Genomic DNA, 24,014 nt, shown 5'->3' with positions numbered 1-24,014 from the left:
CGCTGGCCCCGTTGTGCGTGGTCGGTATCGAACTCGAGTATCAGTTCACTCGTGGTGGTGTATCCAATCGGTTAAGTCGATGAATACGGATTCACCGCACACGCCACACGACTCGGGAGGCTCGAACGTGTGTGTGCCTCCGGACTCGTGGATCGGTGTGCCAGCATAGGTTATCTGGCAGTTCTCGCAGACGTACTGTTTCGGTGTTTCCGGAGCATGTGCCATAGTAGCAGTGTCGAGATTGGCACGCATAGAACTACCGGCGTTACCTCCATTCGTTGTGGCGGTCACCGGCGTATCCGCATCGGTGTAGTCACCGACCATCCATCCTTCGATGATCGCCTCGAACAGATGTTCTCGAATCAATCGAAGTCCCGCGATGATGAGGAATGATTTGCTTGGATTGAGAGACGGAGCAGTGACACCACATATCGTGAAGTACCTCGGGGACAAGCCCCGAGGCTTCACCGTTTTGACCGCACGTCCCAAAGCGGGGCGTGCCGTCGCAGGCGAATTTAATTCCCCTCGACCTTCCCGAGTAGGGTTGGCTGGCATTAACACCCGAACGCTCGGTGCGTCCGTGAGGGTCGGCGGCTCCACCCCGCCCGACAATACCCGTCTCACCACGCCAAAGATGTGGGTTTTGAGAAGTGTCGCATTTCCTCGCAACTGCGCGCAGTTACTTCGGATTACGGTCTTTAACCCACGTCGCAACTGTACTTATCAATACGATGAGGTAAATCATATAGCTTACGCGATTCACCCTCGGGGTCAAGTGGTTCGAGACGCGAGGCGTCTCGTCATCACGGAAATCTTTGATTTCCGTACGACTCCGAGGCACTCTCGCTGTATCTCTGTAGAGATGAGTTCCGACTGTGTGTTCAGTCTTGGACACCTCACTCGGAGAACACGCCAATGAGATCACGTTGATGATCAAGGACGCTGGGATCGATATCGGTCACCAGCGTTCGGTCCTGTCTGCCGAGTGCATGATGGATGCCACCATCCGGCCGCGCCACCAGCGAGTGGCCAGCATACGTTACCGGTTTCGAGTCCGGAATATCGCGTTGCCCCGTTCGGTTTGCCCCGATTGCCCATCGAACACCGTCGAGTGCTCGTGCACGAAGCAAGAGTCGCCAGTTGTCGCTATATGCACCTGGCCACGCCCCAGCTACGAGCAACGCTGTCACGTCCGCTCGAGCAAGTGCTGCGCTGTCGTCGACGAAGTTGAGATCGTAGCAAGTCAACAGTCCCGCGTTTCCGATCGGGGTTTCGACCGTAACCAACTCGTTTCCGGCAGTGAGGACGTCGTTCTCACGATCCCAGAGATGACGCTTCCGGTACACTGTGAGGTCACCAGCAGGGCCAATGTATGCAGTCGCATTGTAGCAGTCGCTGGCTGTTGTTTCGACGAAGCCGACAACGAGTGCGATTTCACGCTGTCCGGCAAGAGATTGCAGTTCACGGATCGGGGCACCGTCTCGAGGAAGTGCAACCGCTTCGAGACGCTCATCGGCAACGAACCCGGTTAGTGTATGTTCGGGGAACACAGCGAGATCGACGTCGTCGCCGAGGTCGTTGACACGTTCTCGAACAGTGGCGAGATTCGTGTCGACGGCGAGATCCTCGAGCGCCAACTGACACACTGCAACTGTCGGTTGCATACTCAATTTTCCCACAAGATACCAGATAAACTACCGTGGTTGATAAAGACCGATAGCGCATACCTCCGTCTTCAGGCGGAGGTCAAGCGATAGGAGTAGTGCGTAAATCTACGAGTCCCGCCATTGCTGGATTTCCCACGCTTTACCGAATATGTTAAAAAGTTGTCGAACCATAGTGTGTAATACGGATGAGAACCACACGGCACGCGACCTACAATCTCAACTACCACATAGTGTGGTTGCCGAAGTACCGCCAGCCGGTACTCGTCAACGAAGTCGCAGACCGTGTGCGGTCCATCCTCCACGAAATCGCCGACGACAAAGGTGTCGAAATTCTCGACCTTACAGTACAGCCCGACCACGTACACCTGTTCGTCAATAGCCCGCCCACGAACGAACCGGCGCTACTCGCCAACTGGTTTAACGGTATCTCCTCGCGCAAGTACAATCACCGATACGCCGATCACGAGGGTGAGAAAATCGGATGGGCGCGAGGATGCTACGCAGGAACCGCCGGGCATGTTTCGAGTGAGACTATCGAGAACTACGTTCAAGAACATACGGAGGGCGATTCATGACCGAGCTCACGAAGACGTTGGAACTCAAACTTGTGGACCCGAACGTCCACAAGCGGAGAAAACTCCGAGAGACACGAGAAGCGTACCGGCACGCCCTCCAAGACGCCTTCGACGCCGGATGTACCACGCAGACCGAAGCGAACGACGTGGTGGTCAACTACGACCTATCGGGATACGCGAAGAACGCCCTCAAGAAGTACGTCCCGCAGTTGACGACGACGTACAACGCGGGCGACCTTCACGACGACCACCCTGTCCGCTTCACGAACGAAGGGTTACGGCTTGACCACAACCCCGAGAACGCTATCGAGTGGTACGTCAAAATCCCTCACCACGAGGATTACCATCTCTGGATGCCAGCACAGCCGAACCCCGAACAGCGGGATTGGCTTGAAGCGTTGAACGCTGGTGACGCCGAGATGGGTGAGAGTCGGCTGTTCAAGCGGGAGAGAACGTGGTATCTCCACGTCACCGCGACCCGCGACGTGGAGGATTGCCACGAGGTGTCCAGCGATGAACAGACGCCTATCGGAGCGGACATTGGGGAAGCGTCACTCGTCACGGTGTGTCACCGCGACGACCACGGCTCTCCGACCCGCCCCGAACTGTGGACCGACGAGGGCAAGACCGTTCGTCGGCTACGCAAGACCTACTTCACCGCCACGCGACGGCTTCAAGAACGCGGGAGCGACCGTATCGCTGAGTTGTTCGGCGACGATTTGTGGGACCAGATAGACGACGTGTTCCACCGTGTCACCCGCGAAGTCGTGGAGTACGCCGAGTCCGTCGAGAATCCCGTACTGGTTCTGGAAGACCTGACATACATACGGGAGTCGATGGACTACGGCGAGTATATGAACCGCCGTCTTCACGGCTGGGGATTCGCCAAACTCCACGCCCAGATCCGGTACAAGGCAGTCGAGAAGGGGATTCCCGTTGAGACGGTGAATCCGCGTAACACGTCAAAAGAGTGCCATGAGTGCGGTGAGGTCGGATATCGTCCGAAGCAGGCGACGTTCAAATGCACGAACGACGACTGCTGGGTGGGTGAGTACCAAGCGGACGTGAACGGGGCGACAAACATCGCAGACCGCTACCTCAGTGGAGAGAGTCGTTCTAGAGAACACACGAACGACGATGACTCGGCTGAGGATGGGGCGCGTTTGACCGCGCCACAAGACAGCCAAGCCGATGCTGAAATCCAGCAGTTGACGCGTGGAACGTATGCGTCTTGAAACCTTAGGGCCGCGCTCGGCCTGAAATCCCATGGCGGGATTCCCGTGTCTTCAGGCGCGGGAGAAGGTCAAGGAACGAACTTCGGTAGATCGTATTGGGCACGAGATCAAATCGTCCGTGTCGATGTTCCACATCCTGTCTCTTCTTGACCCACCGGGTGCTAGAAGACGATATGAATAACTCGTTCGTGCGGGAGTTACTGGCTGATCACTCGCGAAACCCTCGACACTACGGTGAACTCTCGAGTCCAGACCTCGAATGGCAGACAGATAACCCACAGTGCGTTGGCCCAACACACCCTGAAGGGGACCAGGTTACGCTTACAGCAACACTCTCCGAGGATACTCCGCCAGTCGTCGAAACAGTCCGCTTCACTGGGCGAGGCTGCACGCTCTCGCAGGCGACAGCGTCGCTGCTCACCGAGCGAATGATCGGCGAATCCGTTGCCGACATTCTCGAGTGGGACAGTGAGACGCTCGAAGAACTCGTCGGGATGGACCTGACACCGTCCCGTCTCAAATGCGCGGAATTGGCACTTATGGCGTTTCGCAAAGCCGTCGAAACTCACGAGGAATAACGAAATACACGCTGTTCGAATGCGCGGTCAAAATTGTTTTCGACAGTCTGTTCACCGACTTCCCATCTCAAGCCTATCCGCTCGAGGATGACCGAGTTCGCTCCGAGACGTCCGCGATCCACGGAACGACGATTTCGGCCAGACGGCGGTGTGCCTCGTCGTATGACAGGGAAGCGGGTGAATCGCCACGTTGGCCATGGTAGGACCCGAACTGCGTGTGATTCATTCCCTGAATTTCGTGGGTCGCCGAGGTTGGGGGTAGATACTCCTGATTCTCTCGGTATGCATCACGGTCGAGAACGCCGTCGGCGCTCCCCGTAACGCTGAGGGCGGTCATCGGTCGGTCGCTCACATCCGTATTACAGTAGGAAGCGAACAGGACGAGGCCGTGGACATCGTTCGATTCGGTGTATTGACAGGCAGCAACACCGCCGAGAGAGTGTCCGCCGACGAACCACGTCTGGATGGTCGGCTGTTGTGTTCGGATGTCACCGGCAGCTCCCGCGTCGAGAAGCGCGATATTGAGTGGCATCTCCGGGATGAACACCGTGACGTTCGCTTCCGTCACGAGCGGGGCGAGCGAACTGTAGTAGGCGTCCGGCGCAACGCGTGCCCCTGGATAAAAGACGAGTCCGACACTCGAGGGTTCGCCTTCCGGGGCAAGCACGGTTACGTCGTCTTCGATCGAAATCGTTACGTCTGGATTGTTCTCAACCGACTGTATCGATGTTTGCGTTCCGTGGTACGGCATAGAAAAGTAGATCGAGACACCGCCAACGACGAGTACGAAAACCACGAGCACGATGACGACTGTTTGCTTCCACAGACGCATGACCAGAGACGAGTGCTGAGGGATGAAATAATTACCCTGATTGACCTTCTGAGACAACAGCGCGATCCCAATGGATGGATCTATTCAGTACCACCGTAGTAATATAAAACACACAACCAGTTCTGAGAAGAGACTACTATTATGTATATCGGGTGAGATGGTTGAGAAAACGGGGCGTGGAGTAAACGGATATGCCATCAGAACAACCGACCGCTGAAAAATACATCGAGTACCCAGATCAAGACCACACCACGAGCGCTGGGAGTGAGTGTGAGATTTGCGGCTCGACGGAATCACTCCTCAAGTATTCGTTCGAGCCCGAGTCAGATGACGGGCCGACGAGTGTTCTCTGTCCGACCCATTACAAGGTCGCCGCTATTCTCAGTGGCTCTCGGTATCCCGATCCGGAGACGCCGCCGGATTACGATCTCCAAGAGACACAGAAGATCACCGTTCGCGTTCCACGAGCGCTGGTCGAAGGCGCAGATTCCGTCGCCGAACAACAAGGACAGACACGGAGCGAGTTCGTTCGTGACGGTATACAGCTGGCCATCGAGCTACAAGAGATAGACGATGCGTTCGACGATATTCTGTCTCGAGCAGTGAGTTCGCCGGACGAGACGGACACACAAACGGAACAAACAGAGACGGAGACGACCGCGGAGACCGACGTCGAGTTCCTCAAAGAACGCATTCGGACGCTCGAGTCCCTTCTCGAGGATAGTATCGGAAAGATTTGAGACGAGGCGGAACTCTCGCCTGTCTGCCCCGAGGACTGCTGGCACCGTCACCAACGTCCATCCGACCGTATTCCGAGTTGCTCCCCGATTGCCGTTCTCCCGCCCTCACAGAAGCGCAAGCACGCCCGGTATGGCACATTCGAACGGAGCGATCTAGTCGAGTGCCGACCGAGCACTGCCGATTTGTATGTGGGTGCACTACTATCAGTCATGGAGGGGCACATTCTCGTTCCGGTCGATCAGTCGCCCCACTCTAGCCGTGCACTCGAATATGCCATCGAAGCGTACCCGGAGGCAGAAATCACGGCACTTCACGTCGTCGATATCTCGAACTATCAGTGTCGCGGGACGTGTATGTATCACGCGAAGGAACTTCTCGACCGACTCGAGCAAGTAGAACAGACGGTGTTCGAGATCGCGCGGCAAACCGCAACTGAACATGGCAGTGAACTCACGACGAAACTCAAACTCGGATCGCCCGTCCAGACGATCATTGACTACGCAACGGCACACGACGTCGATCATATCGTGATCGGTAGCCACGGTCGAACGGGGTTCGACCGCCTGTTCGTCGGGAGCGTTGCCGAAGCGGTTGTCCGGCAGGCACCCGCTCCAGTAACGGTCGTTCGCGCTGGAAGGTCGCTCGCGATCGAGTCCGTCCTGCGCAGTTAGAGCGACACAGTGGTCGCTGACACTACAAACCAGCACACTGTGAAATCGTTCCTCGACGGACTCGAGTCGCTCTCGAGGGAACGTCGCGTGCTCGATCGGCAGTGAACCGAACCGCCGGCCTGATCATGAGATCGTACGCGCCGTGTGTCTGTAGGTCGCCAACGCAACGGTTCCTGGACGACCGAATCGGCGTCCGTGATTTCAGGTTGTTGGTGTTGCAACAGCTATTGGTGACATTCCAGACCACTGTTTATATTTTCAACAGGTTAAAGTGTAATACTACAGAACGGTCAGCCATGCGAAGACGTGAAATGATCGTCGGAAGCGGTACCGTCGCAGCTGTTGCCCTCTCCGGTTACACCGCAGCAGCGGCGGATGACGCTGACGGCGATGGTCAGACGACGCTGTCGTCCGACCTCGAGACCGTCCTCGAACTGGTCCCCGCAGAATCGACCCTCGATACGAAATATCGACGACTCCACTACGTACACGTCGAGGAAATCGACGAAGATGAACTCGAGTACGAGACACGACAGATCCTCGACCACGTTTCAGCTGTCGATTCGGCTGTCGACTCGGAGTCGGTATCCAGCGCCGTCTCAGCGGTCGCCGGAGACGGCAGCGTCCGACTCAGCGCCGTCACCGGGTCGTTCGATCAACCGGACGCAGGTGATGCCGACGAGGATGGAGACTGGCGAATTGGGACGCTCGACGACGGCGATGCGTTCGCCGCTGCGGACGAACAGTTGGTCGTCGTTTCCGGATCGGAGTCGACCGATATTGCCGAAACGGTTGCAGAGTCGGCCCAGGATGACGCTGACTCGGTTCTCGTCAGCCCCGAAGTAACCGAGCACGTCTTCGACCGCCTCGAGTCGCAGGCGTACGTGGTTTTCCTCCCGAACCTCGAGGATGACCTCCACATCGACTTCGACGGGACCGTCCAATCGATCGGCGTCGGGTTCGCACAGTCGCCGACAGTGCGCTCGGGAACGACCGAAAGCGAGTACGTTCTCGAACTCGCCTCGGACGCCGACGTCGACGACGAGTGGCTGCTCGAGCGACTCGAGCGGATCGAACGAGGGGAGTTCGTCGAGACGACGGTCGACCGCGATCACTCGAACGACATCGTCCACGTCGAAGCAGTCGTCGATCAGCCGCCAGAACGTGATCGAGCTGCGGCACCCGACGCACGGGTTCGAGCGCATGCCGACGCCGACGAGGGGATCGTGACGATCGAACACACCGACGGCGAGTCAATCGAGACGGCAAACCTCGAGGTCTGGATGGATGGCGAACTGGCGGACGAGCAACTCGACGACGACTACGAGGCGTTTTCCGAAGGGGACACCTTCGAACTCGAAACGGGCCCGATCGCCGACGTGGGCCTCCGCTGGTTCGACGAAGCCGAGGACGTGTACTACTACTACGAGACGGTACTCGTCGGGCGAGATTCGTTCGAACTCGACTATGACGTCGACACGGACACCGTCGAGTTCACCTACGTCGGCGAACTCGAGGCCGATTCGGACCGTCTCGAGTTGATTCACCAAGCCGACAACGAAGCGTCTCCCCCGACCCGGGAGGAGATCCAGCTCGATTCGGAATCGCTCACGACCGGTGAGACGATGACAGTCGACGATGTCTCCCTTGGTGACCGGATCACACTCGAGTTGTCGACGCCAGCCAATCCGAACCGTGGCCAGCGGCCGCTCGTTCGCTTCCGCGTTCGACCACCGCGAGTGCACCTCTCTCAGCGTCCCGACAGCGTCGTTGCACGCTACTGGGACGATCACGAACGGGATGCAGACACGTTCCGCGTGCTGGTCGACGACGAACCGGGAGACGTGCAGTTCGCCGACGTTACCGAGACGCTCACGAACGGCGACGAGATCGACCTCGGCGATGTCGAACATGGAGCCAGCGTCGTCATCGAGTGGCTCGAGCCGGACGACCCCATCGTCATAGAAGAGTCGGTTATTCGACCGTCCACACGCATCGATCTCACGTACGACGACGCCGATGGGACAGTTACGGTCGACCACGTCGACGGCGATCGAATCGAGACGGACGACCTCGAGCTTCGGATCGATGATGAGCCAGCGGACAGCCAGCCCGCCGACGAGTACGATACCTTCAAACCGGGTGACGAGATGACGATCGACGTCGAACCGTTCTCGAGGGTCGAACTCGTGTGGACAGTGGACGACGAGACTGAGCACCGGCTCGGACACACGACTGCCGGTCGGGAGTCGTTCGATGCGACGTACGATCCAGATTCGGGAGCGGTCGAACTCGTTTATACGGGCGAACAGCCGGCTGATCCGGAGCCGCTCTCGGTCGAGCACCGGAACGATGGTCAATTCGACGGTGATCGGAGACAAGCCCTGTTCGCACAGGAGCACGACACGCTGAACACCGGGGACGGGATCGTCATCGACGACGTTGGCGTCGATGACCGCATTACCGTCATGCTGATTCAGGAGGGAGAAAATTATGTTAGCCATCGGTCGATTTTCAACTTCACGCCCGAGCCCCGATTCGCCTTCACGTTCGACGAACGGGAAGACGGGATTGTAGCCATCTACCGCGGGCAGATCGACCGCGACGCAGCGCATTTCGAGGTTCTCTCCGATGGAGAGCCGACGGCCGTCCAGCCGTCGGATCAACACGACACGTTGACAGCCGACGACGAAGTCGAACTCGGCGCGTTCGATACCGGCACTGAACTCTCGGTTCAGTGGGTCGTCCCCGACGAGCCACGAGAGATTCGTAATCACGTCATCGTTCCGGATGCCGAGTTTGAGGTCGAATACCGTGCAGCTGCGGAGGAACTCACCATCGAACATGCGGGTGGTGACGAAATTGACGCCGACGAACTGGGTGTCGTCGTCGAACCGATTCACACCGAACCGATGGAGTGGGACGACGACGAAACCGTAACCGAAGGCGACACCACGACGATTGACCTCGAGGGAAGTCGCGACCCGGGTATGGTTGCGATCGTGTTCCGAGAGCGAAACACAATCACCTACCAACGAATTAACAACTAACGGATCCGTTGGCAATCTTTGATTCGGCTGTTCGGCTAATCATCGGTATGTAATCAACTCTCCATACCCATCGATTTCATATACATATTCAGTATATGGTAAATAGTTGATATCGAGGTCCTCAAGAGACAGTCCATGATCGGGAAAATGAATACGATCAAGAACCTCTCACGAGCATTCACCGTATCACGTTCCACGTGCTGAGAGCAGTGGTACTATCCATAGACAATCCAAGACTATCACGGACGGTTTTGAAACGAATACCCCTAGGTACGCTGTTCCGTCGGGAACACTGCACTCAGAGTGATCCGTTCCGCGGGTGCGAGTCGAGACAAACGATATCGACGCTGCTGTGTGATTCGTCGATACCGTAACCAATCATCGGCCAACACCCACTCAAAACAGGGTCCAGTCTCGAGGTCAAAAACAGGCAATCCAGGGCAGTATTGGGTATGCATTTTGCTAGTAAATATGATCCACACATCAATTTACATACTATTCTATCGAGTCTTACTCGCCCGTGAACTCGGGCTCGCGGCCCTCGAGGAACGCATCGATCCCTTCGTCTTTGTCGTCGGTCGCGAACAGTTGGACGAACAGTTCGGCCTCGTACTCGAGACCTTCCTCGAGTCCCATCCGGGAACTCGCTTTCACGGCTTTCTTGGCGAACTCGAGAGCGATCGGACTTTTGGCGGCCATCGATCCGGCGAGATCGTAGACGCGGTCGTCGAGCTCGTCTTCGTCGGACACGTCGTCGACGAGACCGATCTCGTGGGCTTCGTCGGCGTCGATGAGTTTGCCGGAGAGGATCAGTTTCATCGCCTGTCCCTCGCCGACGAGACGTGCGAGCCGCTGCGTGCCGCCACCGCCGGGGATGATCCCGAGGTTGATTTCGGGTTGGCCGAGTTTCGCACCCGACTGGGCGATCCGGACGTCACAGGCCTGGGCGAGTTCACAGCCGCCGCCGAGTGCGTGACCGTTGATGCGGGCGATGACCGGAATCGAGGCGTCGTCGACGGTCTCGTAGATCCGCGGACGCGCGCTGGCATCGCGTTGCTCGATCACGCCGCGGTCTTTGAACTCGGTGACGTCGGCTCCGGCGACGAACGCGCCGGTTCCATCGCCGCCCGTGAGCACGAGAACGCGGACGTCGTCGTCCGCCTCGGCTGCGGCGACGGCGTCTTTCAGTTCCGTCCGAACCGTGCCGTTGAGCGCGTTACGCGCGTCCGGACGTTCGATGGCGACCGTCGCGACACGGTCGGCGTGCTCGCCGATTTCGACCGAGAGCAGCTCGTAGTCGTCCGTCAGTTCACTCATCGTCCTCACCCCACTCGCCGCTCATGCCGACGCGATCGCCGTCCTCCCAGACGTAGTAGCCCTCGCCGGTCTTCTTCCCCAGTTTCCCCGCTCTGACCTTCCGGCGCAACGACTGGGGTGGCCTGAATCGTTCGCCGAGTTCCTCCCGAAGGTGTTCGGCGATGTGGAGACGCACGTCAAGGCCGACGTGATCGGTCAACTCGAGCGGCCCCATCGGGTGGCCGTAGCCGATCGACATGCTCTCGTCGATGTCAGCCGGGCTGGCGACGCCCTGATCGACCATCCGGATCGCCTCGAGGCCGAGCGCGATGCCGAGTCGCGAAGACGCGAAGCCGGCCGTGTCGCGGACGACGACGTCTTCCTTCTCGAGATCCCGGACGTAGTCGACGGCGAACGTCTCCGTTCGCTCGTCAGTCTGTTCGGCGATGACTATCTCGACGAGGTCCATGAGATGTGGCGGGTTGAAAAAATGCAATCCGACGGCGCGTTCGGGTCGCTCGAGCACGCTGGCCATCTCCGTGACGGACAGTGAGGACGTGTTCGAGGCGATGATCGTCTCCCCGCCCGTAGCCGCTTCGACATCCGCGAAGACGTCCCGCTTGAGATCCATGTCCTCCGGAACGGCCTCGATGACGAGGTCGGCGTCTGCGACGGCCGCCTCGAGGTCGGTCGTTCCCGTGATGCGCTCGAGGGTGGCGTCCATCTCGGTTGCGGTGAGTTTGTCGCGGTCGACGCCACCCTGAAGGTTGGATCGAATGCCCTCGAGGCCGTCCTCGACAACCGTCTCGTCGATGTCTCGCATTACGACGTCGTGGCCCGCCATCGCGGACACCTGTGCGATTCCGTGGCCCATACTGCCGGCTCCGAGCACTGCGATTTGCATGGTTACTGCTCTCGTGTCACGAGCAAAAACGTTCCCCTTCGTCACGCTGTGGGGCGGATCTTGAACCCGTACCGGGTGACACCTTCCTGTGTGTAGATCCGGCGGATCGTCGTTTCGACGCGGTCGCCGACTGCGAACGCCGAGGGCTCCGCGTCAGTTCCCATCGCCGGCGCGCTGACGGTGTCGCCGTTCTCGCTCTCGAGGGCGACGATCGCCGCGGCGTAATCGCCCGACTGGGCCTGCTGTTCGGCGAACTCGGGCGGCGCGCCGCCTTGCGAAATCGTCGTCACGGCCTCGATCGTGCCGGTACCCGAGAGTTCGACCGGTGTCGGTTCCTCGAGCGAGCCACAGTCGTCACACGCCCCGCCCGGCGGGAACGAAAGCGCCCCGCAGTCGGGACAGCGGCCGGCCTCGAGGCGGTAGCGCTGTGGCAGCGAGCGTTTCCACGTCGGGACGCTGACGTACGCGCCACCGCCTGCAGGCTGGCCGCTCGTCACGACGCCGCGCTGGCGAAGGTACTCAGCGTACGACAGCGTGTCGCCGCCCTCGAGGTCGACGACGGCGGGAACAGTGCTCGAGGACTCGAGGACGAACGCGTCTGCCCCGGCCCCGCTCCCGTGGGAGATGGCCAGCACTGACTCGTGACCGTCGGCGAGTGAACGCGCGATCGAAACCGGGACGCTTGCAGCCCCGAGATCGCCCAGTTCGTGAACCGTTGCAGCCGTCTGAATCTCGTCGGTGCCGACGCCTGCTGGCCCGGCAACGCGGTAGGGAAGTTTGCCGTCCGGGGCCTGAATCGCCGCCGCATCGGGGTCCGGATCGACCTCGAGGCCGTCGACGGCTCCGCCGATCGTCTCGGCGAACGCCTGCCGATCGTACTGCGTGATGCCGAGGCCGTCGGTCGTCTCGGAGTCGGCCTCCCGGAATCGCGTGCCGGGGTAGGCGGCCGCGTACTCCGCGCGGTCGACGATCGTCGCCTCGCCGTCCGTCTCGAGGACGAACGCCGCTGCCCCCGCGCCGGCAGCCTGATCGACCGCGTCGTCGGGCTCTCCCTGTGGGGCGTCGGCTGCAACGATCAGTCCCCGTTTCGAGCCCGCGTCGACGGCGTCCATCCCTGCCCAGAGCGCGCGAGTGCCGGCGCGCGTGCTGCCCGCAAAGACGTGTCGCGTCGAATCCGCCGGCAGTGCGAGCAGTGCGCCGAGGCGCGCCGTAAGGTCTTCTTCGGCAAGCGGCGGGTTCGAGGTGGCAAAGCCGAGCCAGGAGATGTCTTCGCCCGTGCAGTCGGCGGCCTCGAGCGCTCGAGTGGCCGCCTCGTAGGCCATCGTCAGGGCGTCCTCGTCGGCGGCGGGAACGGCCTTCTCAGAGATGCCGGCGGCCTGGAACTGGCCCCAAGCCTCGGTGAACGCCTCCGACGTGATACGGAACCGTGGTGCGTACGCCCCGATGGCAGTGATCGCGGTCATGCGTTCACCTCCGTCTCCTTCTCGAAGACGTGGACGACGGCCGCACCGCCGCTGCCGCCGACGTTGTGTGTCAGTCCCCGCGTCGGATTCTCGAGCTGTCGGTCGCCCGCGGTCCCCGAGAGCTGTTTGAACGCCTCGACGACCTGACCGGCACCCGTCGCGCCGATCGGGTGGCCCTTGGACTTGAGGCCGCCGGAGGTGTTGACCGGGAGTTCACCCTCGAGTCTCGTCGCACCCGACTCGACGAACTCGCCAGCGTCGCCCTTTTCGCAGAAGCCGAGATCCTCGTAGGCGAGCAACTCGGCGATGGCGAAGCAGTCGTGGACCTCCGCGAAATCTACTGCGCCCGGCTCGATTTCTGCCATCTCGTAGGCCGCCTCGGCCGCCCGCTGGCTCGCGGGGACACCCGTATACGAGTCGCGCTGAAAGAGCCCGACGGTGTCGCTGCCCGCGCCGACGCCGGCAACCCGAATCGGCTCGTCGGTATAGTCGTCGACGACGTCCTCGCTCACGATCAATGCACAGGCCGCGCCGTCGGAGGTCGGACAGCAGTGATAGAGATTCAGCGGGTCCGCGACGACCGGGGCCGACTGGGCGTCCTCGAGCGAGCACTCGAACCCCAGCTGGGCGTGGGGGTTTTTCGCGCCGTTCGCGTGGTTCTTGACCGCGACGTGAGAGAGCTGTTCTCGCGTCGTCCCGTAGGCGTCCATGTGGGCGCTGGCCATCTGAGCGTAGACGCCAGAAAACGTCGTGCCCGAGAGCCGTTCCCACTCGGTCTCGCCGGAGACGCCGAGCCAGTACTTCGTCGCGTCCGAACTCGTGTCAGTCATGATCTCGAACCCGCCCGCGAGGACGACGTCCGCCATTCCCGATTTGACGGCTTGGACGGCCTGTCGCACGGCGAACCCGCTCGCCGCACAGGCGTTTTCGACCCGCGTACACGGGACGCCGTCGAGTCCAACGTGTTCGGTGACGGCCGGCCCCGGCAGCCCGAGCTGGCGGCCCCCGACACCAAGGGTGCCGACGAACGCCTCGTCGACGTCATCGGTCTCGAGGCCGTTCGGGACGCTCTCGACGGCGGCCTCGAACGCCGTCCGGAACAGCGACCGGTAGCTCTCGTCCGGGAAGGCACCGTACGGTGACTGCCCGGCTCCGATCAGATATGCATCTCGCATATCGGGTACGTGCTCAGCCCATCGAAATAAGTACATCGTTACCGGATAGCATACAGTCACAGTTTCGGAACCTATCGTACCACTACCAAAACAGGTTTCTAACCGCTCCACGAACGATCAGCAGTGAACTGGTCGTATCGAAATACGGTCTTGGTGCTGTGTACGTTGGCGTTTTTCGTGACGGTCACTGCACGACTGGTCATCAGCCCGGTCGTCCCCGACATCGAGACCTCGTTTTCCGTCAGCACCGGCGCGGTCGGACTTGCGCTGTCGGGCATGTGGGCCGCCTACGCCCTCTCGCAGTTTCCAAGCGGCGTCCTCGGGGACCGGTACGGCGAGCGACGGATTATTCTCGTCGCGATCGGCGGCACCGCCGTTGCCAGCGCGCTGCTGGCGCTCTCGCCGACGTACGCGTTCTTCCTGCTCTTTACCGTCGTCCTCGGGCTAACCGCCGGCCTCCATTACAGCGTCGCGACGACGCTGCTGACCCGCCAGTTCGACCGAACGGGCTACGCCATCGGCGTCCACGTCACGGGTGCGCCGATCGCTGGCTTTCTCGCACCCCCCATCGCCGCGTTCGTTGGGTCACGCTATAGCTGGCGGGCGGCGATCCTCCTCGGAACGATCACGGCGATCCCGGTCGTCATCGTCTTCTACGCTCGAGTCCGACCGACCGAACCACGCGTTCCCGACGAACGGGTCCGCGATCGGATCGATATCACACTGCTCTCGCAGCTGCTGGCGCGCCCGCCAGTCGTCTACACGATGGTGCTCTCGGCATTGGGTGCGTTCACATGGCAGGCGACGGCCTCGTTTCTCCCCGCCTACCTCGAGCAAGGCTATGGACTGTCGAGAACCGTCGCCGGGCTCTTGTTCTCGATGTACTTTCTGACCAACGGCCTCGTCCAGCCGCTGATCGGCCGGTTCTCCGATCGGATCTCGAGAGACGCCGCCGCCTCGATCACGATGGCGGCCGGCATCGTCGGCTTCGGCCTCCTCGTCGTCGGCGACGGGCTGATGATTGCCGTCGCGGGCGTCGCTTGTGTCGGCGTTGCGATGGCGTGGGGTGCGCCGCTGCAGTCGCGGTTCATGGATATCCTGGCCCCATCCGAACAGGGCATCGGCTTCGGGTTGGTCCGAACCGTCTACATGACGATCGGCGCTCTCGGAAGCGTCGTCGTCGGCGCAACCGCGGACGGCTTCGGCTGGGCCGTCGCGTTCGCGGTGCTGTCCGCGATCATGGCCGTCGCCCTGACCGCGATCGTACTGAACCGAGTCCTCTCACTCGAGTACTGAGCCGGTTGCCGCCGGCGCTCGTCACACGGCCCCTAGCGCGGGACCGCGACGAAAAACGGCGCGTCCTCGAGTCGCTCTCGATCGAATTTCTGGTCGTACTCGGTCGGCTCAAGTTGCATTCGATCGCCGATCTCGAGGTCGTCGAACGAGCCGTCGATGGCGGCCAGCACGCGCGGGCCGTCGTCGAGGTCGACCACACCGACGAGGAGCTGGTCGTCGAATCCGGGTGCTGTAGCATGCTGTCGAGTGAACGAGAACAGCGTTCCGGCTCCCGTGGACGCCTCCCACTCGACGGCCGTCGACTGACAGTGTGGACAGACCGGCCCTGGTGGGAAGTACGTCGACTGACACTCTTCACAGCGGTGGATGAGGAAGTCGCCGTCGGCCAGTGCCGCCCAGAACGGGTCGGTGTAGGGTGTTTCCGGCATCTGTTAGGCCTCCGTGCGAAAGATCGTCGCCGTTGCGCCGTTGACGTGGCCGTGCTCGGATGTCGTCATGACGCTGTTCGCGTCGGGGATCTGTGTCGAGGCGGTCCCGCGAAGCTGGCGAACCGCCTCGACGTGGTTGAGCAGCGGCGTCACGAGCGGCGGATGGCCACGACCCAGACAGCCGCCGGACGGACTGATCGGGAACTCGCCGTCCGGCGCGGTTTTGCCCTCGAGGCAGGCGTCGACGCCCTCGCCGCGGTCGGCGAGGCCGAGTTCCTCGGTGATGATCGCCTCGATGTGCGGGAACGGCGCGTACGGCTCGAACACGTCGATCTCGTCGATCGGCTGTGTCGCCTGCTCGCTTGCCTTTCGAGCCGCGTTGCCGACCGCTGGGAGTTCGGTCACGGGCGCGTCGTGGTTCATCAGCAGGTGACTCTGGGCGTGATGAGAGCCGATCCCGGCGACTTCGACCGGCTCGCTCGCAGCTGCTGCGACGTCGGCACTGGTCACGACCACCGCCGCGCCCCCGTCACACGGCGCTGGACACTCGAGCAGCGTGATCGGGTCGGCGATCGGTCGCGACTCGAGGACGTCCTCGCGTGTTACGGGCTCGTCGAACAGCGTGTTCGGGTCCTCGTAGGCGTTCTCGCGGTTCTTGACGACGATCTCGGCGACGTCTTCGTACGCGACGTCGTGTTCGTGCGCGTATCGCTGGAGGCTCTGTGCGTAGACGCCGGGCACCGACAGCCCGATGGGGGACTGAAACTCCACGTCGAAGATCCGCAGCACGTACTCGAAGTACGGGCCGGTCGTCTCGATCAGCGAGTTACGCTCGATCGCGAACACGACGGCGGTGTCGATCGTACCGCTTCGGACGGCCGATACGGCTGAGTGGAACGCGTGTCCCCCACTGGTGCCCCCGGTTGCGATCTCCATCGCCCGATCGATGTCGAGTCCCAACTGGTGGTTGAGATACGTTGAGAAGAACTTCTGCGGCGTCCACGCTCTCGGAGCGGACATGTACAGCCCGTCGAGATCCGCCGGCGACAGCGAGGCGTCGTCCAGCGCGTCGAGAATCACCTCGAGTGCGAGATCACGTTCCGGGATGTCGTACGTCCCGTTCGGGAGTTGGCTGACTCCCGCGACTACTGGTGTGGTCGAATCCGTCATGGCAACTGCTACCAACATTCTCGACCAACGTATACGTTTAGGTCCTCTGATGAACGAACGTCCGTCGAATGCTACCGCCAGACATCCGAATAAATAAGTACTTTCACGGTCCGTCTGTACGTACCACGGTAGCAACTAGGATATATGGGACTCAATACGAACGACCGGTCGATTGCTGGATTTACTATGGCGGGACACTCGCTTGTCCACTGGTTCGAGACCTCGATTCCGATCTTTCTCGTCGTCTGGCTCGCGGAATTCGATGTCTCCGTTGCACTGCTTGGAATCATCGTCGCACTCGGATACGCCCCATTCGGTCTCGGTGCGCTCCCCGGCGGTATCCTCGCCGATCGATACGGGCCGAAACGACTGATACTGCTCTGTTTGTCCGGCATGAGCGCCTCGTTCGTTATCCTGGCGTTTGCGTCGATTGCGGACTCCATTTATGCTATCGCAGTCGGGCTCGTCCTCTGGGGCGTCGCTGCCAGTATCTACCACCCCGCCGGACTCGCGCTCATCAGCACCGGCGTCGACGAACGCGGAACCGTCTTCGCCTGGCACGGCATCGCCGGCAACGTCGGCATCGCGCTCGGCCCGTTCGTCGCTGCCACGCTGTTGATCTTCCTCGAGTGGCAGTACGTCGCCGCGATACTCGCCGTTCCGGGCGTACTCGCCGCGCTGTACGGCTTGCAGGCTGACTTCGACCCGACCGCAGCGGTCGACGACGACGTCGACGCGGGCCCGAACGACGAGCTGACACTCGCCGATCTCGTCTCGAACTCCCGAACACTCTTTGCGAGCGCGTTCGCTGTCGTCTTCGTCATCGTCACCTTCGAAGGGCTGTTCTACCGCGGCGTGCTCACGTACCTCCCCGAGATCCTCCACGGGCTGCCCGTCATGGGTGATATCGCCATCGGTGCCGGCCTCGAGGGGATCGAACCGGCGGACTACATCTACGTCGGCTTGCTCGTGGTCGGCATGGCCGGACAGTACGCCGGCGGGAAGCTCACCAACCGCGTCGCCGCCGAACGAGGACTGATGGCGATGTTCGTCATCCTCGCGGCGCTCGCGCTGGTGTTCGTTCCAATCACATCGCTGGGACTGCTTCCGCTGCTTGCACTCTGTGGCGTGATCGGCTTTTTCCTCTTTGCCATCCAGCCGTTCTATCAAGAGGCCGTCGCCGTCCACACGCCGGCCGACACCCGCGGACTCTCCTACGGCTACACGTACCTCGGTGAGTTCGGCTTCGGCTCGGCGAGTATCGCCCTCGGTGGCTTCGTGCTCGGCTCGTTCCAGCTGATGGCCTTCTTCGCGATGCTCTCCGTGTTCGCGTTGATCGGTGCGGCGCTCTCGTTCGGACTGTACGTTCGAATCAACGGCGGCTATACGGCCGCTGACGACGTAAGCGCCTGAAGCTGCTGGTTTCTGGAACCCGTCTTATTTCCAGTTCGATTCGATTTCGTCGTACGGCGGCGATGGTGGCCACTCGTCTGCGATCCAGACATGATCGATGGTTCGTTCGGGCCCGATCAGGAACGTCGCCGGACGCGGTTCCGACACACCCGTCATCCCATCGAGATCGTGAACGACACCGTAGCGTTCGGCAACGCCGTTTCCCGGATCTGAATACAGCGCGTTCTCGAGGCCGTGCCGTTCGATGAATCGCTGGTGATCGAACGGCTGCCCGATGCCAACGCCGACGACCGTCAGGTCCTCGTGCCAGCTGCGGTCGCGGATCTCTCCCCACCAGTACACCGATTTCCCGCCCCAGTTCAGCGGGTAAAACACGAGCAATACTGGCCCCTCGCGTTCGACCAGCGTAGACAACGACGTATCCTCCCAGTACGCCGCGGACACAAGCGGGCGGGTAAACTCCGGGGCCGTCTCTCCCACCGTCGGATGCTCCGCGGGCGGAAACTCGATCAGTTCCATCCCGTCCGAATCCGACCGCTCAGTCGGACCGCCGTCACCGTACGTTCGCTCGAGGTACTCGAGGATGCGGCTACTTTCGGGCATCGTCACCCCACGCTCGTGATCGACGACGACGGGAACCGACCGCGTGCCCGCCTCACGAGCGACGGCGTCTCGGCGGCTGTGTTCGCCCGCGACGAACCGTGAGCGGTACGGAATTCCGTATCGCTCGAGTCGGCGAACGATCCGTTCGCAGTAGGGACAGCCGTGAAGCCGATACAGTGTTATCGCCGCGTCCTCGTCGCCAGCACCGCTGTCAGTGGACATGTGCTACCGGTGCGTTCGCATCGGTCCGCCTAAAACGTACGCACCGGTGACAAAATACGAACATGAGCAAACGACACAGACAGACGATGACCAGACGATTTCACGACGAAACCAGGATAATTCGAACGCGATTCCACACAGACACTCGACGGACAACGACGTGCCAACGCTCGTCGATGGCGACGGTGTCGAGGTGTTCGACGCCACGACGTGGTTCGCGTGGCCGATATCCCGTCGTCACGTGGCGAGTGCCGATCCAGCCACGAGTTCACAGATTGACATCCTCCTCCGCCTGAAGGCGGAGGAATCCCGACCGCAGTTGGGATATTACGGTTTGCAGTCCACCAGCTCTCGTTGCGGTTGGAATCCGCAGGAGAGGTCATACAGGTGGACTGCTGGCTGTGCCAACCAGCCGGTACTCCTATCCCCGTCCAAACTGGCCGCAGACTCGGAGTTACTTTCGTTGATGTTGAGGCGGATGTTCTCCGCCCCGTTCACGTCGGCGTTGAACGCTGCGTCACACGACTTGCAGACGTATAGGCCACGCTCAACACGCTGACTGTCGTCTTCTCTACCGCACACGCAACACGTTTTACTCGTGTCTCGCTCGGACACTTCCACGACCTCGATGCCCTCAACCTTCGCCTTGTATTCGAGAATCGAGGTGAAGCGGTCGAACGCCCACCCGTGCAAGTCGAGGTTGCCGTGCTTGCCCCAGTTCTTCGACCCGCCGTTCTCGTCCTCTCGAATACCGTTGAGCTTCCCGAGGTTGATGCGACCAACACTCTTCTCAACACACCGTTCAACGATGTGTCTCGCTAAGGAGTGGAAGAAGTGGGTGCGGCGTTCTGACCACTTGTTGTGGAATCGAGTGGCCCTGTCGCCACTGCTGTCGTCGCATTTGGCGATTTCTTTCGGGAAGTAGTACCCGTCTTGTTTCAGGCGGTTTCCGGGGTAGAGGTCTGCTTCCTCGGTACTGTAGGCGACGGCGGCGAAGTTGCTGATGCCGAGGTCGATGCCCGCTGTCTCGTTGCCGGGTGCGGTGGGCGTCTCGATTTCGTCTTTGCAGACGAGGTGCAACTCCCATCGCTCGTTCTGCTGGTCGTAGACAGCGCGAACCTGTTGCAGGTTATCAACCTCTACACTGGGCCGCGTCTCGTACTCGACAAGGATGTATTCCCACGCTCGGGGATGCTCCTTGTGATTTGCGCCTTTCGAAAGGCGAACGCGGTTGTTCTTGGTGTCGTGACGGATGCCGTTTTGCTTCCACGTCACGGTGGAGCGCGGGTGTTCTTCGTGGACGCGGCGGCCCTGTTGGTCGTAGTAGTTGGTTTTGCGGTAGCCGGGCGGATTGCCCCGTTTGTCGTCTGAGGAGTACCACGAGTTGAAGGCTTCAGCGAGTTCCTCCAGAACCCGCTGACTGGACTGTGAATGGAGTCCCCTTGTATTTTGGATGGGTCTTCAACTCGTTTTTCAACTCCCCGTGGTCGGGAATCTCCCCGGTTTCTTCCCACACTTCTCGGGAGTGGTAGTTGGCGACGTTCCAGAGCTTGCTGGCCGACCACCCGTGCCGGTCGAGCGGCTCCGCCACCTGTGAGTGGTTGCGGATTTTCGCTCGGTGAGTGCGGTGGACCTCTAGCATCGTGAAACGCCTGTATAATCGCTTATACTCGTTTTCTTTGTAAAGGTTGGGTTTGAGAACGGTGGAATATCCGGTCCTGTCGGAGTCGGTGGAATGGGTCACTGAGTGACGGCGCGTATCCACGGCCTGAACAGTTGTTACCGAATCAGAGCTCAAATCGCAGGCTGAAGACGATCCACTCGCGCCTGCTAACATTAATTTCCTCCCTTACTGATCGAACTCTTGGCACTAACTCGTTTGCTGAGGGGAATCGACAACAGATGACTGTACCTGTCGCTCATGAAAGGGGTACTCTGACCGGGATCGGTCGATCCCGGTCAGGTTCGCTCCGTCAATTCACCCGTAATCAAACACATCGATCTCAATCACCTTCCGAAAGATCGCTGTTGGAAGCGGTGGTCGCTCCGGAAATGGAGCCGATGGGTGGATGAACAGATTCGCAAGCACCCACAGATTGTAGAGGGTCGATGCAACCGAGAAATAGAACAACCGAACGGAAAACGTCGGTGAAGACGTTTTCGGGAGGAACTCGGTGAGTTTCCGATAGGATGTCTCGATGCCCCACCGACGCCGAAACGCCAGCGCATAGGCGCTGGCCGTTTCGGCACTGACCTCCGCGTTTGTGACAAATCTGAACACGTCGTCCTCGTCGTCATCAGCCGGAACAGCCACAAACGTGGTCGGCGCTGTCAAATACGGCGAATACCGTTGGCGAACTTCGTAGGTAGGATCGACGACCGCATCATCCTCGATGCGGTCGTCGGGGCCCGCGTGACTCGGCGCACGGACAAGATACGTCACATCAAGAGCGTTGAGTATGTCGATGACGCCGGCTTGGTAGAAGCCACGATCAAGAAAGACCTGAGAGATCGTGACTTGATCACGAACGGTCTCAAGAAGCGAGCGAACGACTTGGCGCTTGCTGCGCCAGTCGTTCGCGGGCAACACACGCCAATCAAGACAGAACCGGAGCCCGTGTACAACGACGCAAATCGTCGCAAACCGAAAGGCGAGATTCGTTCCTTTGGAACGCTTGGTCGTGAGCACGTAGTCAGTATCCTCATCGCCATAGAAGAGCCAGTCGTGGATATCGATGGCAACGTCGACCTTAGTTGTAAAGAGGCGAGCGACTGCTGCTTGCTCGAAGAGTTCCTGCTGGACGCGGTCGAACTGCTGGTCGACCGCGTCCAGCTCAATCGTCCGGAGGTGATACAACAATGCCTTCGCAAGTGGAGCCGGTCGTTCCGGATCAATCTCGGTTACTGTCGGCTGGTCGAGTTGACGACGCTTGGCGGTCGTATTCACGAACTCGTTGTCCAATCCACTCTGGACGAGGAGTTCTATCAACTCCTCGTCCGTAACTGACGCACTTGATCCAAGTTGAAAACCAACATGTGACCGAAGAAGGGAAAATGCTGCTCGTGATGTTTGTTTTGCTTCCAGCGTACTGACCATACAAACACTATTGGTGAGTCTGTAAAAAGTCAGTGTGCAGAGCCTTCGGTAACAACTGTTCAGGCCGTGGTATTGCGCCTGCTCAGCGTATAATCGAGGCGGATGTCACGGGGGCGTCCGGAAATCGAAGATTTCCGTGATCACGAGAATCTCAGATTTTCGAACCACTTGACCCCGAGGCAGTCGACACGTAGCTATACGTCGGTGGACACCAAACAGCGGTATCGATGACTGCGACCGGATTTACGCACGTAACCGTCTACGGCGACGACATCGACGAACTGACCGCGTTCTACACTGACGTGTTCGGGTTAGAACGGATTCAGGCACCTAACCTCGGCAATCCCGTGGTATGGTTGCGCTGTGGCGACCGACAGCTCCACCTCGTCAGCCGAGAGACGGAGCCGCCGACGTACCATCACTTCGCGCTCGCCGTCGACGATTTCGAGGCGGTGTTCGACGCCGCCAGAGAACGGGACTGCTTCGACGAGGCGCTCGCCCCCGAGGACGGGTATCCGCTCTACCAGCTGCCGGACGACGCCGTCCAGCTCTATCTCCGTGATCCTGCAGGCAATCTGGTCGAAGTCGACTGGCCCGACGTCGCTACCCTCGAGGACCGCATCAAAACGCACGTCATCGATCGAAGCGACGCCCACCCGCAATCGGCGGCACAAGCGGAGGCACGGCTCTTTCTCGATTCATCGTTGATCGACGACAGCATCAGTAATCCCTGACCGATAGTGGATGCAGGCAGATGAACGGACTCGAGCGCCGACGGTCAGGCCTAGCTTTTTGGGTCCATCGTGCGAGTTTAACTCATGGATGCTGAAACCACACTCCATGGCAAGACAGCGCTGGTAACCGGTGCCAGTTCGGGAATCGGCCTCGAGACAGCCCACGCACTCGCACACGAAGGCACGGATGTCGCACTTCTCGCGCGGCGCGAGGATCGACTTCGAGAGCTCGCCACAGAGATCGAATCGGAGCACGATGTCGAGGCGCTGGCGATTCCAACGGACGTGACTGACAAGGAGGCGGTCGCCGACGCCGTCGAGACGACCGTCGACACGTTCGGCGGTCTCGACGTGGTCGTGAACAACGCCGGCACCGGCACCGAGGTCGGCGTCCCGATCGACGAGGTCGATCTCGAGCAGTACCGAACGGTGATGGCCGTCAACATGGATGGGATGTTCTTTACGACGCAAGCGGCGATGCCACACCTTCGGGAGACGGCGGGCGTGATCGTTTTCGTCGGGAGCTTCGCCGGAAAGTACCCACGTTCTGGCAGCCCCGTGTATGCGGGATCGAAGTGGTGGACACGAGGGTTTGCGATGAGTCTCGCAGCCGAGGTCGGAACGGACGATATCGGCGTCTCGATCGTGAACCCGTCGGAGGTCAGAACGACGTTCGCCGACGAGTTCCGGGACGCGGACACCGTCGCCGAAAATCGGTTCGAGCCCGGCGAGGTGACCGCACCCGAGGACGTCGCCGACGCGATCGTCTTCGCCGCCAGCCAACAGTCACCAAACGCGGTAACCGAACTGGACCTCTACCGGCGGGATAAACTCGAGATGCTCTGACTGACGGCATTTGTTTCT

General features: G+C 60.5%; 20 protein-coding genes and 1 pseudogene. 10 read left to right on the top strand and 11 right to left on the bottom strand.

Annotated elements, in window-relative coordinates:
- Positions 1-896 precede the first annotated feature (896 nt).
- A complete protein-coding gene (locus tag GCU68_RS19305) occupies positions 897-1,664 on the bottom strand; it encodes a carbon-nitrogen hydrolase family protein (RefSeq protein ID WP_152944265.1) in 768 nt (255 codons plus the stop codon).
- Positions 1,665-1,852: 188 nt separating this feature from the next.
- Between GCU68_RS19305 and tnpA the strand changes: the two genes are divergently transcribed.
- From tnpA to GCU68_RS19290, 3 genes are all read left to right on the top strand, one after another.
- Positions 1,853-2,242 (top strand): IS200/IS605 family transposase, encoded by a 390-nt coding sequence (gene tnpA / locus GCU68_RS19300; RefSeq protein WP_152944264.1) that lies wholly within the window; start codon positions 1,853-1,855, stop codon positions 2,240-2,242.
- The gene (locus GCU68_RS19295; protein ID WP_152944263.1) at positions 2,239-3,477 is read left to right on the top strand and encodes an RNA-guided endonuclease InsQ/TnpB family protein; all 1,239 of its coding nucleotides are present in this window, start codon (positions 2,239-2,241) and stop codon (positions 3,475-3,477) included. Before tnpA ends, GCU68_RS19295 begins: the two co-directional genes overlap by 4 nt.
- Before the next feature lie 173 nt (positions 3,478-3,650).
- Positions 3,651-4,055 carry an iron-sulfur cluster assembly scaffold protein gene (locus GCU68_RS19290; RefSeq protein WP_152944262.1) on the top strand — a complete coding sequence of 135 codons (405 nt, stop codon included), beginning with the start codon at positions 3,651-3,653 and terminating at the stop codon, positions 4,053-4,055.
- Positions 4,056-4,128: 73 nt separating this feature from the next.
- Here GCU68_RS19290 and GCU68_RS19285 read toward each other — a convergent pair whose 3' ends face one another.
- Positions 4,129-4,887 carry an alpha/beta hydrolase gene (locus tag GCU68_RS19285; RefSeq protein WP_152944261.1) on the bottom strand — a complete coding sequence of 253 codons (759 nt, stop codon included), beginning with the start codon at positions 4,885-4,887 and terminating at the stop codon, positions 4,129-4,131.
- Between the two features lie 191 nt (positions 4,888-5,078).
- On the opposite strand from GCU68_RS19285, the gene GCU68_RS19280 reads away from it, so the two are divergent.
- From GCU68_RS19280 to GCU68_RS19270, 3 genes are all read left to right on the top strand, one after another.
- On the top strand, positions 5,079-5,627 hold the full coding sequence (locus tag GCU68_RS19280; protein ID WP_227015102.1) for a ribbon-helix-helix domain-containing protein: 549 nt from the start codon (positions 5,079-5,081) through the stop codon (positions 5,625-5,627).
- A gap of 210 nt (positions 5,628-5,837) precedes the next feature.
- Positions 5,838-6,299 (top strand): universal stress protein, encoded by a 462-nt coding sequence (locus tag GCU68_RS19275; protein WP_152944260.1) that lies wholly within the window; start codon positions 5,838-5,840, stop codon positions 6,297-6,299.
- A 296-nt stretch (positions 6,300-6,595) separates the two neighbouring features.
- Positions 6,596-9,349 carry a hypothetical protein gene (locus tag GCU68_RS19270; RefSeq protein WP_152944259.1) on the top strand — a complete coding sequence of 918 codons (2,754 nt, stop codon included), beginning with the start codon at positions 6,596-6,598 and terminating at the stop codon, positions 9,347-9,349.
- Positions 9,350-9,859: 510 nt separating this feature from the next.
- Here the strand turns inward: GCU68_RS19270 and GCU68_RS19265 are convergent.
- The 4 genes from GCU68_RS19265 to GCU68_RS19250 are packed head-to-tail and all read right to left on the bottom strand — an operon-like array spanning position 9,860 to position 14,187.
- A complete protein-coding gene (locus GCU68_RS19265; RefSeq protein WP_152944258.1) occupies positions 9,860-10,666 on the bottom strand; it encodes an enoyl-CoA hydratase/isomerase family protein in 807 nt (268 codons plus the stop codon).
- Positions 10,659-11,549 carry a 3-hydroxyacyl-CoA dehydrogenase family protein gene (locus GCU68_RS19260; RefSeq protein WP_152944257.1) on the bottom strand — a complete coding sequence of 297 codons (891 nt, stop codon included), beginning with the start codon at positions 11,547-11,549 and terminating at the stop codon, positions 10,659-10,661. The genes GCU68_RS19265 and GCU68_RS19260 overlap by 8 nt, the downstream gene beginning before the upstream one ends.
- A gap of 41 nt (positions 11,550-11,590) precedes the next feature.
- Positions 11,591-13,012: a zinc ribbon domain-containing protein gene (locus GCU68_RS19255; protein ID WP_152944256.1), complete on the bottom strand. Its 1,422-nt coding sequence runs from the start codon at positions 13,010-13,012 to the stop codon at positions 11,591-11,593.
- Positions 13,009-14,187, bottom strand: a complete 1,179-nt coding sequence (locus tag GCU68_RS19250; protein ID WP_152944255.1) for a thiolase domain-containing protein — start codon at positions 14,185-14,187, stop codon at positions 13,009-13,011. Before GCU68_RS19250 ends, GCU68_RS19255 begins: the two co-directional genes overlap by 4 nt.
- A 123-nt stretch (positions 14,188-14,310) precedes the next feature.
- On the opposite strand from GCU68_RS19250, the gene GCU68_RS19245 reads away from it, so the two are divergent.
- Positions 14,311-15,483, top strand: a complete 1,173-nt coding sequence (locus GCU68_RS19245) for an MFS transporter (protein WP_152944254.1) — start codon at positions 14,311-14,313, stop codon at positions 15,481-15,483.
- Between the two features lie 32 nt (positions 15,484-15,515).
- Here the strand turns inward: GCU68_RS19245 and GCU68_RS19240 are convergent, their stop codons facing one another.
- Together GCU68_RS19240 and GCU68_RS19235 are read right to left on the bottom strand one after the other, a co-directional pair.
- Entirely contained in the window at positions 15,516-15,911 is a 396-nt protein-coding gene (locus GCU68_RS19240; protein WP_152944253.1) for a Zn-ribbon domain-containing OB-fold protein, read from the bottom strand.
- Positions 15,912-15,914: 3 nt separating this feature from the next.
- Positions 15,915-17,081, bottom strand: coding sequence for a thiolase family protein (locus GCU68_RS19235; RefSeq protein WP_152944252.1), 1,167 nt, complete (start codon positions 17,079-17,081; stop codon positions 15,915-15,917).
- A 144-nt stretch (positions 17,082-17,225) separates the two neighbouring features.
- On the opposite strand from GCU68_RS19235, the gene GCU68_RS19230 reads away from it, so the two are divergent.
- Positions 17,226-18,494 carry an MFS transporter gene (locus GCU68_RS19230; protein WP_152944251.1) on the top strand — a complete coding sequence of 423 codons (1,269 nt, stop codon included), beginning with the start codon at positions 17,226-17,228 and terminating at the stop codon, positions 18,492-18,494.
- Positions 18,495-18,518: 24 nt separating this feature from the next.
- Here the strand turns inward: GCU68_RS19230 and GCU68_RS22090 are convergent, their stop codons facing one another.
- From GCU68_RS22090 to GCU68_RS21840, 3 genes and pseudogenes are all read right to left on the bottom strand, one after another.
- A complete protein-coding gene (locus tag GCU68_RS22090) occupies positions 18,519-19,319 on the bottom strand; it encodes a redoxin domain-containing protein (RefSeq protein WP_152944250.1) in 801 nt (266 codons plus the stop codon).
- Positions 19,320-19,646: 327 nt separating this feature from the next.
- Positions 19,647-20,961 (bottom strand): annotated as a pseudogene (locus GCU68_RS19220) (RNA-guided endonuclease InsQ/TnpB family protein).
- A 336-nt stretch (positions 20,962-21,297) separates the two neighbouring features.
- Entirely contained in the window at positions 21,298-22,416 is a 1,119-nt protein-coding gene (locus GCU68_RS21840; protein WP_227015100.1) for a transposase, read from the bottom strand.
- 227 nt (positions 22,417-22,643) lie between these two features.
- Here GCU68_RS21840 and GCU68_RS19210 point away from each other — a divergent pair, with 227 nt between their 5' ends.
- Together GCU68_RS19210 and GCU68_RS19205 are read left to right on the top strand one after the other, a co-directional pair.
- A complete protein-coding gene (locus GCU68_RS19210; protein ID WP_152944249.1) occupies positions 22,644-23,150 on the top strand; it encodes a VOC family protein in 507 nt (168 codons plus the stop codon).
- Between the two features lie 84 nt (positions 23,151-23,234).
- Positions 23,235-23,996, top strand: a complete 762-nt coding sequence (locus GCU68_RS19205) for an SDR family oxidoreductase (RefSeq protein WP_152944248.1) — start codon at positions 23,235-23,237, stop codon at positions 23,994-23,996.
- The last annotated feature ends 18 nt before the right edge of the window (positions 23,997-24,014 follow it).

The organism is Natronorubrum aibiense (assembly GCF_009392895.1).
Classification (GTDB): Archaea; Halobacteriota; Halobacteria; order Halobacteriales; family Natrialbaceae; genus Natronorubrum; species Natronorubrum aibiense.
This window is presented reverse-complemented; position numbering and strand designations above follow the sequence as displayed.

Excerpts from the sequence above, each read along its gene's own strand:
- GCU68_RS19305 (WP_152944265.1), bottom strand. The coding sequence starts at position 1,664 with ATGCAACCGACAGTTGCAGTGTGTCAGTTGGCGCTCGAGGATCTCGCC.
- tnpA (WP_152944264.1), top strand. The coding sequence starts at position 1,853 with ATGAGAACCACACGGCACGCGACCTACAATCTCAACTACCACATAGTG.
- GCU68_RS19295 (WP_152944263.1), top strand. The coding sequence starts at position 2,239 with ATGACCGAGCTCACGAAGACGTTGGAACTCAAACTTGTGGACCCGAAC.
- GCU68_RS19290 (WP_152944262.1), top strand. The coding sequence starts at position 3,651 with ATGAATAACTCGTTCGTGCGGGAGTTACTGGCTGATCACTCGCGAAAC.
- GCU68_RS19285 (WP_152944261.1), bottom strand. The coding sequence starts at position 4,887 with ATGCGTCTGTGGAAGCAAACAGTCGTCATCGTGCTCGTGGTTTTCGTA.
- GCU68_RS19280 (WP_227015102.1), top strand. The coding sequence starts at position 5,079 with ATGCCATCAGAACAACCGACCGCTGAAAAATACATCGAGTACCCAGAT.
- GCU68_RS19275 (WP_152944260.1), top strand. The coding sequence starts at position 5,838 with ATGGAGGGGCACATTCTCGTTCCGGTCGATCAGTCGCCCCACTCTAGC.
- GCU68_RS19270 (WP_152944259.1), top strand. The coding sequence starts at position 6,596 with ATGCGAAGACGTGAAATGATCGTCGGAAGCGGTACCGTCGCAGCTGTT.
- GCU68_RS19265 (WP_152944258.1), bottom strand. The coding sequence starts at position 10,666 with ATGAGTGAACTGACGGACGACTACGAGCTGCTCTCGGTCGAAATCGGC.
- GCU68_RS19260 (WP_152944257.1), bottom strand. The coding sequence starts at position 11,549 with ATGCAAATCGCAGTGCTCGGAGCCGGCAGTATGGGCCACGGAATCGCA.
- GCU68_RS19255 (WP_152944256.1), bottom strand. The coding sequence starts at position 13,012 with ATGACCGCGATCACTGCCATCGGGGCGTACGCACCACGGTTCCGTATC.
- GCU68_RS19250 (WP_152944255.1), bottom strand. The coding sequence starts at position 14,187 with ATGCGAGATGCATATCTGATCGGAGCCGGGCAGTCACCGTACGGTGCC.
- GCU68_RS19240 (WP_152944253.1), bottom strand. The coding sequence starts at position 15,911 with ATGCCGGAAACACCCTACACCGACCCGTTCTGGGCGGCACTGGCCGAC.
- GCU68_RS19235 (WP_152944252.1), bottom strand. The coding sequence starts at position 17,081 with ATGACGGATTCGACCACACCAGTAGTCGCGGGAGTCAGCCAACTCCCG.
- GCU68_RS19230 (WP_152944251.1), top strand. The coding sequence starts at position 17,226 with ATGGGACTCAATACGAACGACCGGTCGATTGCTGGATTTACTATGGCG.
- GCU68_RS22090 (WP_152944250.1), bottom strand. The coding sequence starts at position 19,319 with ATGTCCACTGACAGCGGTGCTGGCGACGAGGACGCGGCGATAACACTG.
- GCU68_RS21840 (WP_227015100.1), bottom strand. The coding sequence starts at position 22,416 with ATGGTCAGTACGCTGGAAGCAAAACAAACATCACGAGCAGCATTTTCC.
- GCU68_RS19210 (WP_152944249.1), top strand. The coding sequence starts at position 22,644 with ATGACTGCGACCGGATTTACGCACGTAACCGTCTACGGCGACGACATC.
- GCU68_RS19205 (WP_152944248.1), top strand. The coding sequence starts at position 23,235 with ATGGATGCTGAAACCACACTCCATGGCAAGACAGCGCTGGTAACCGGT.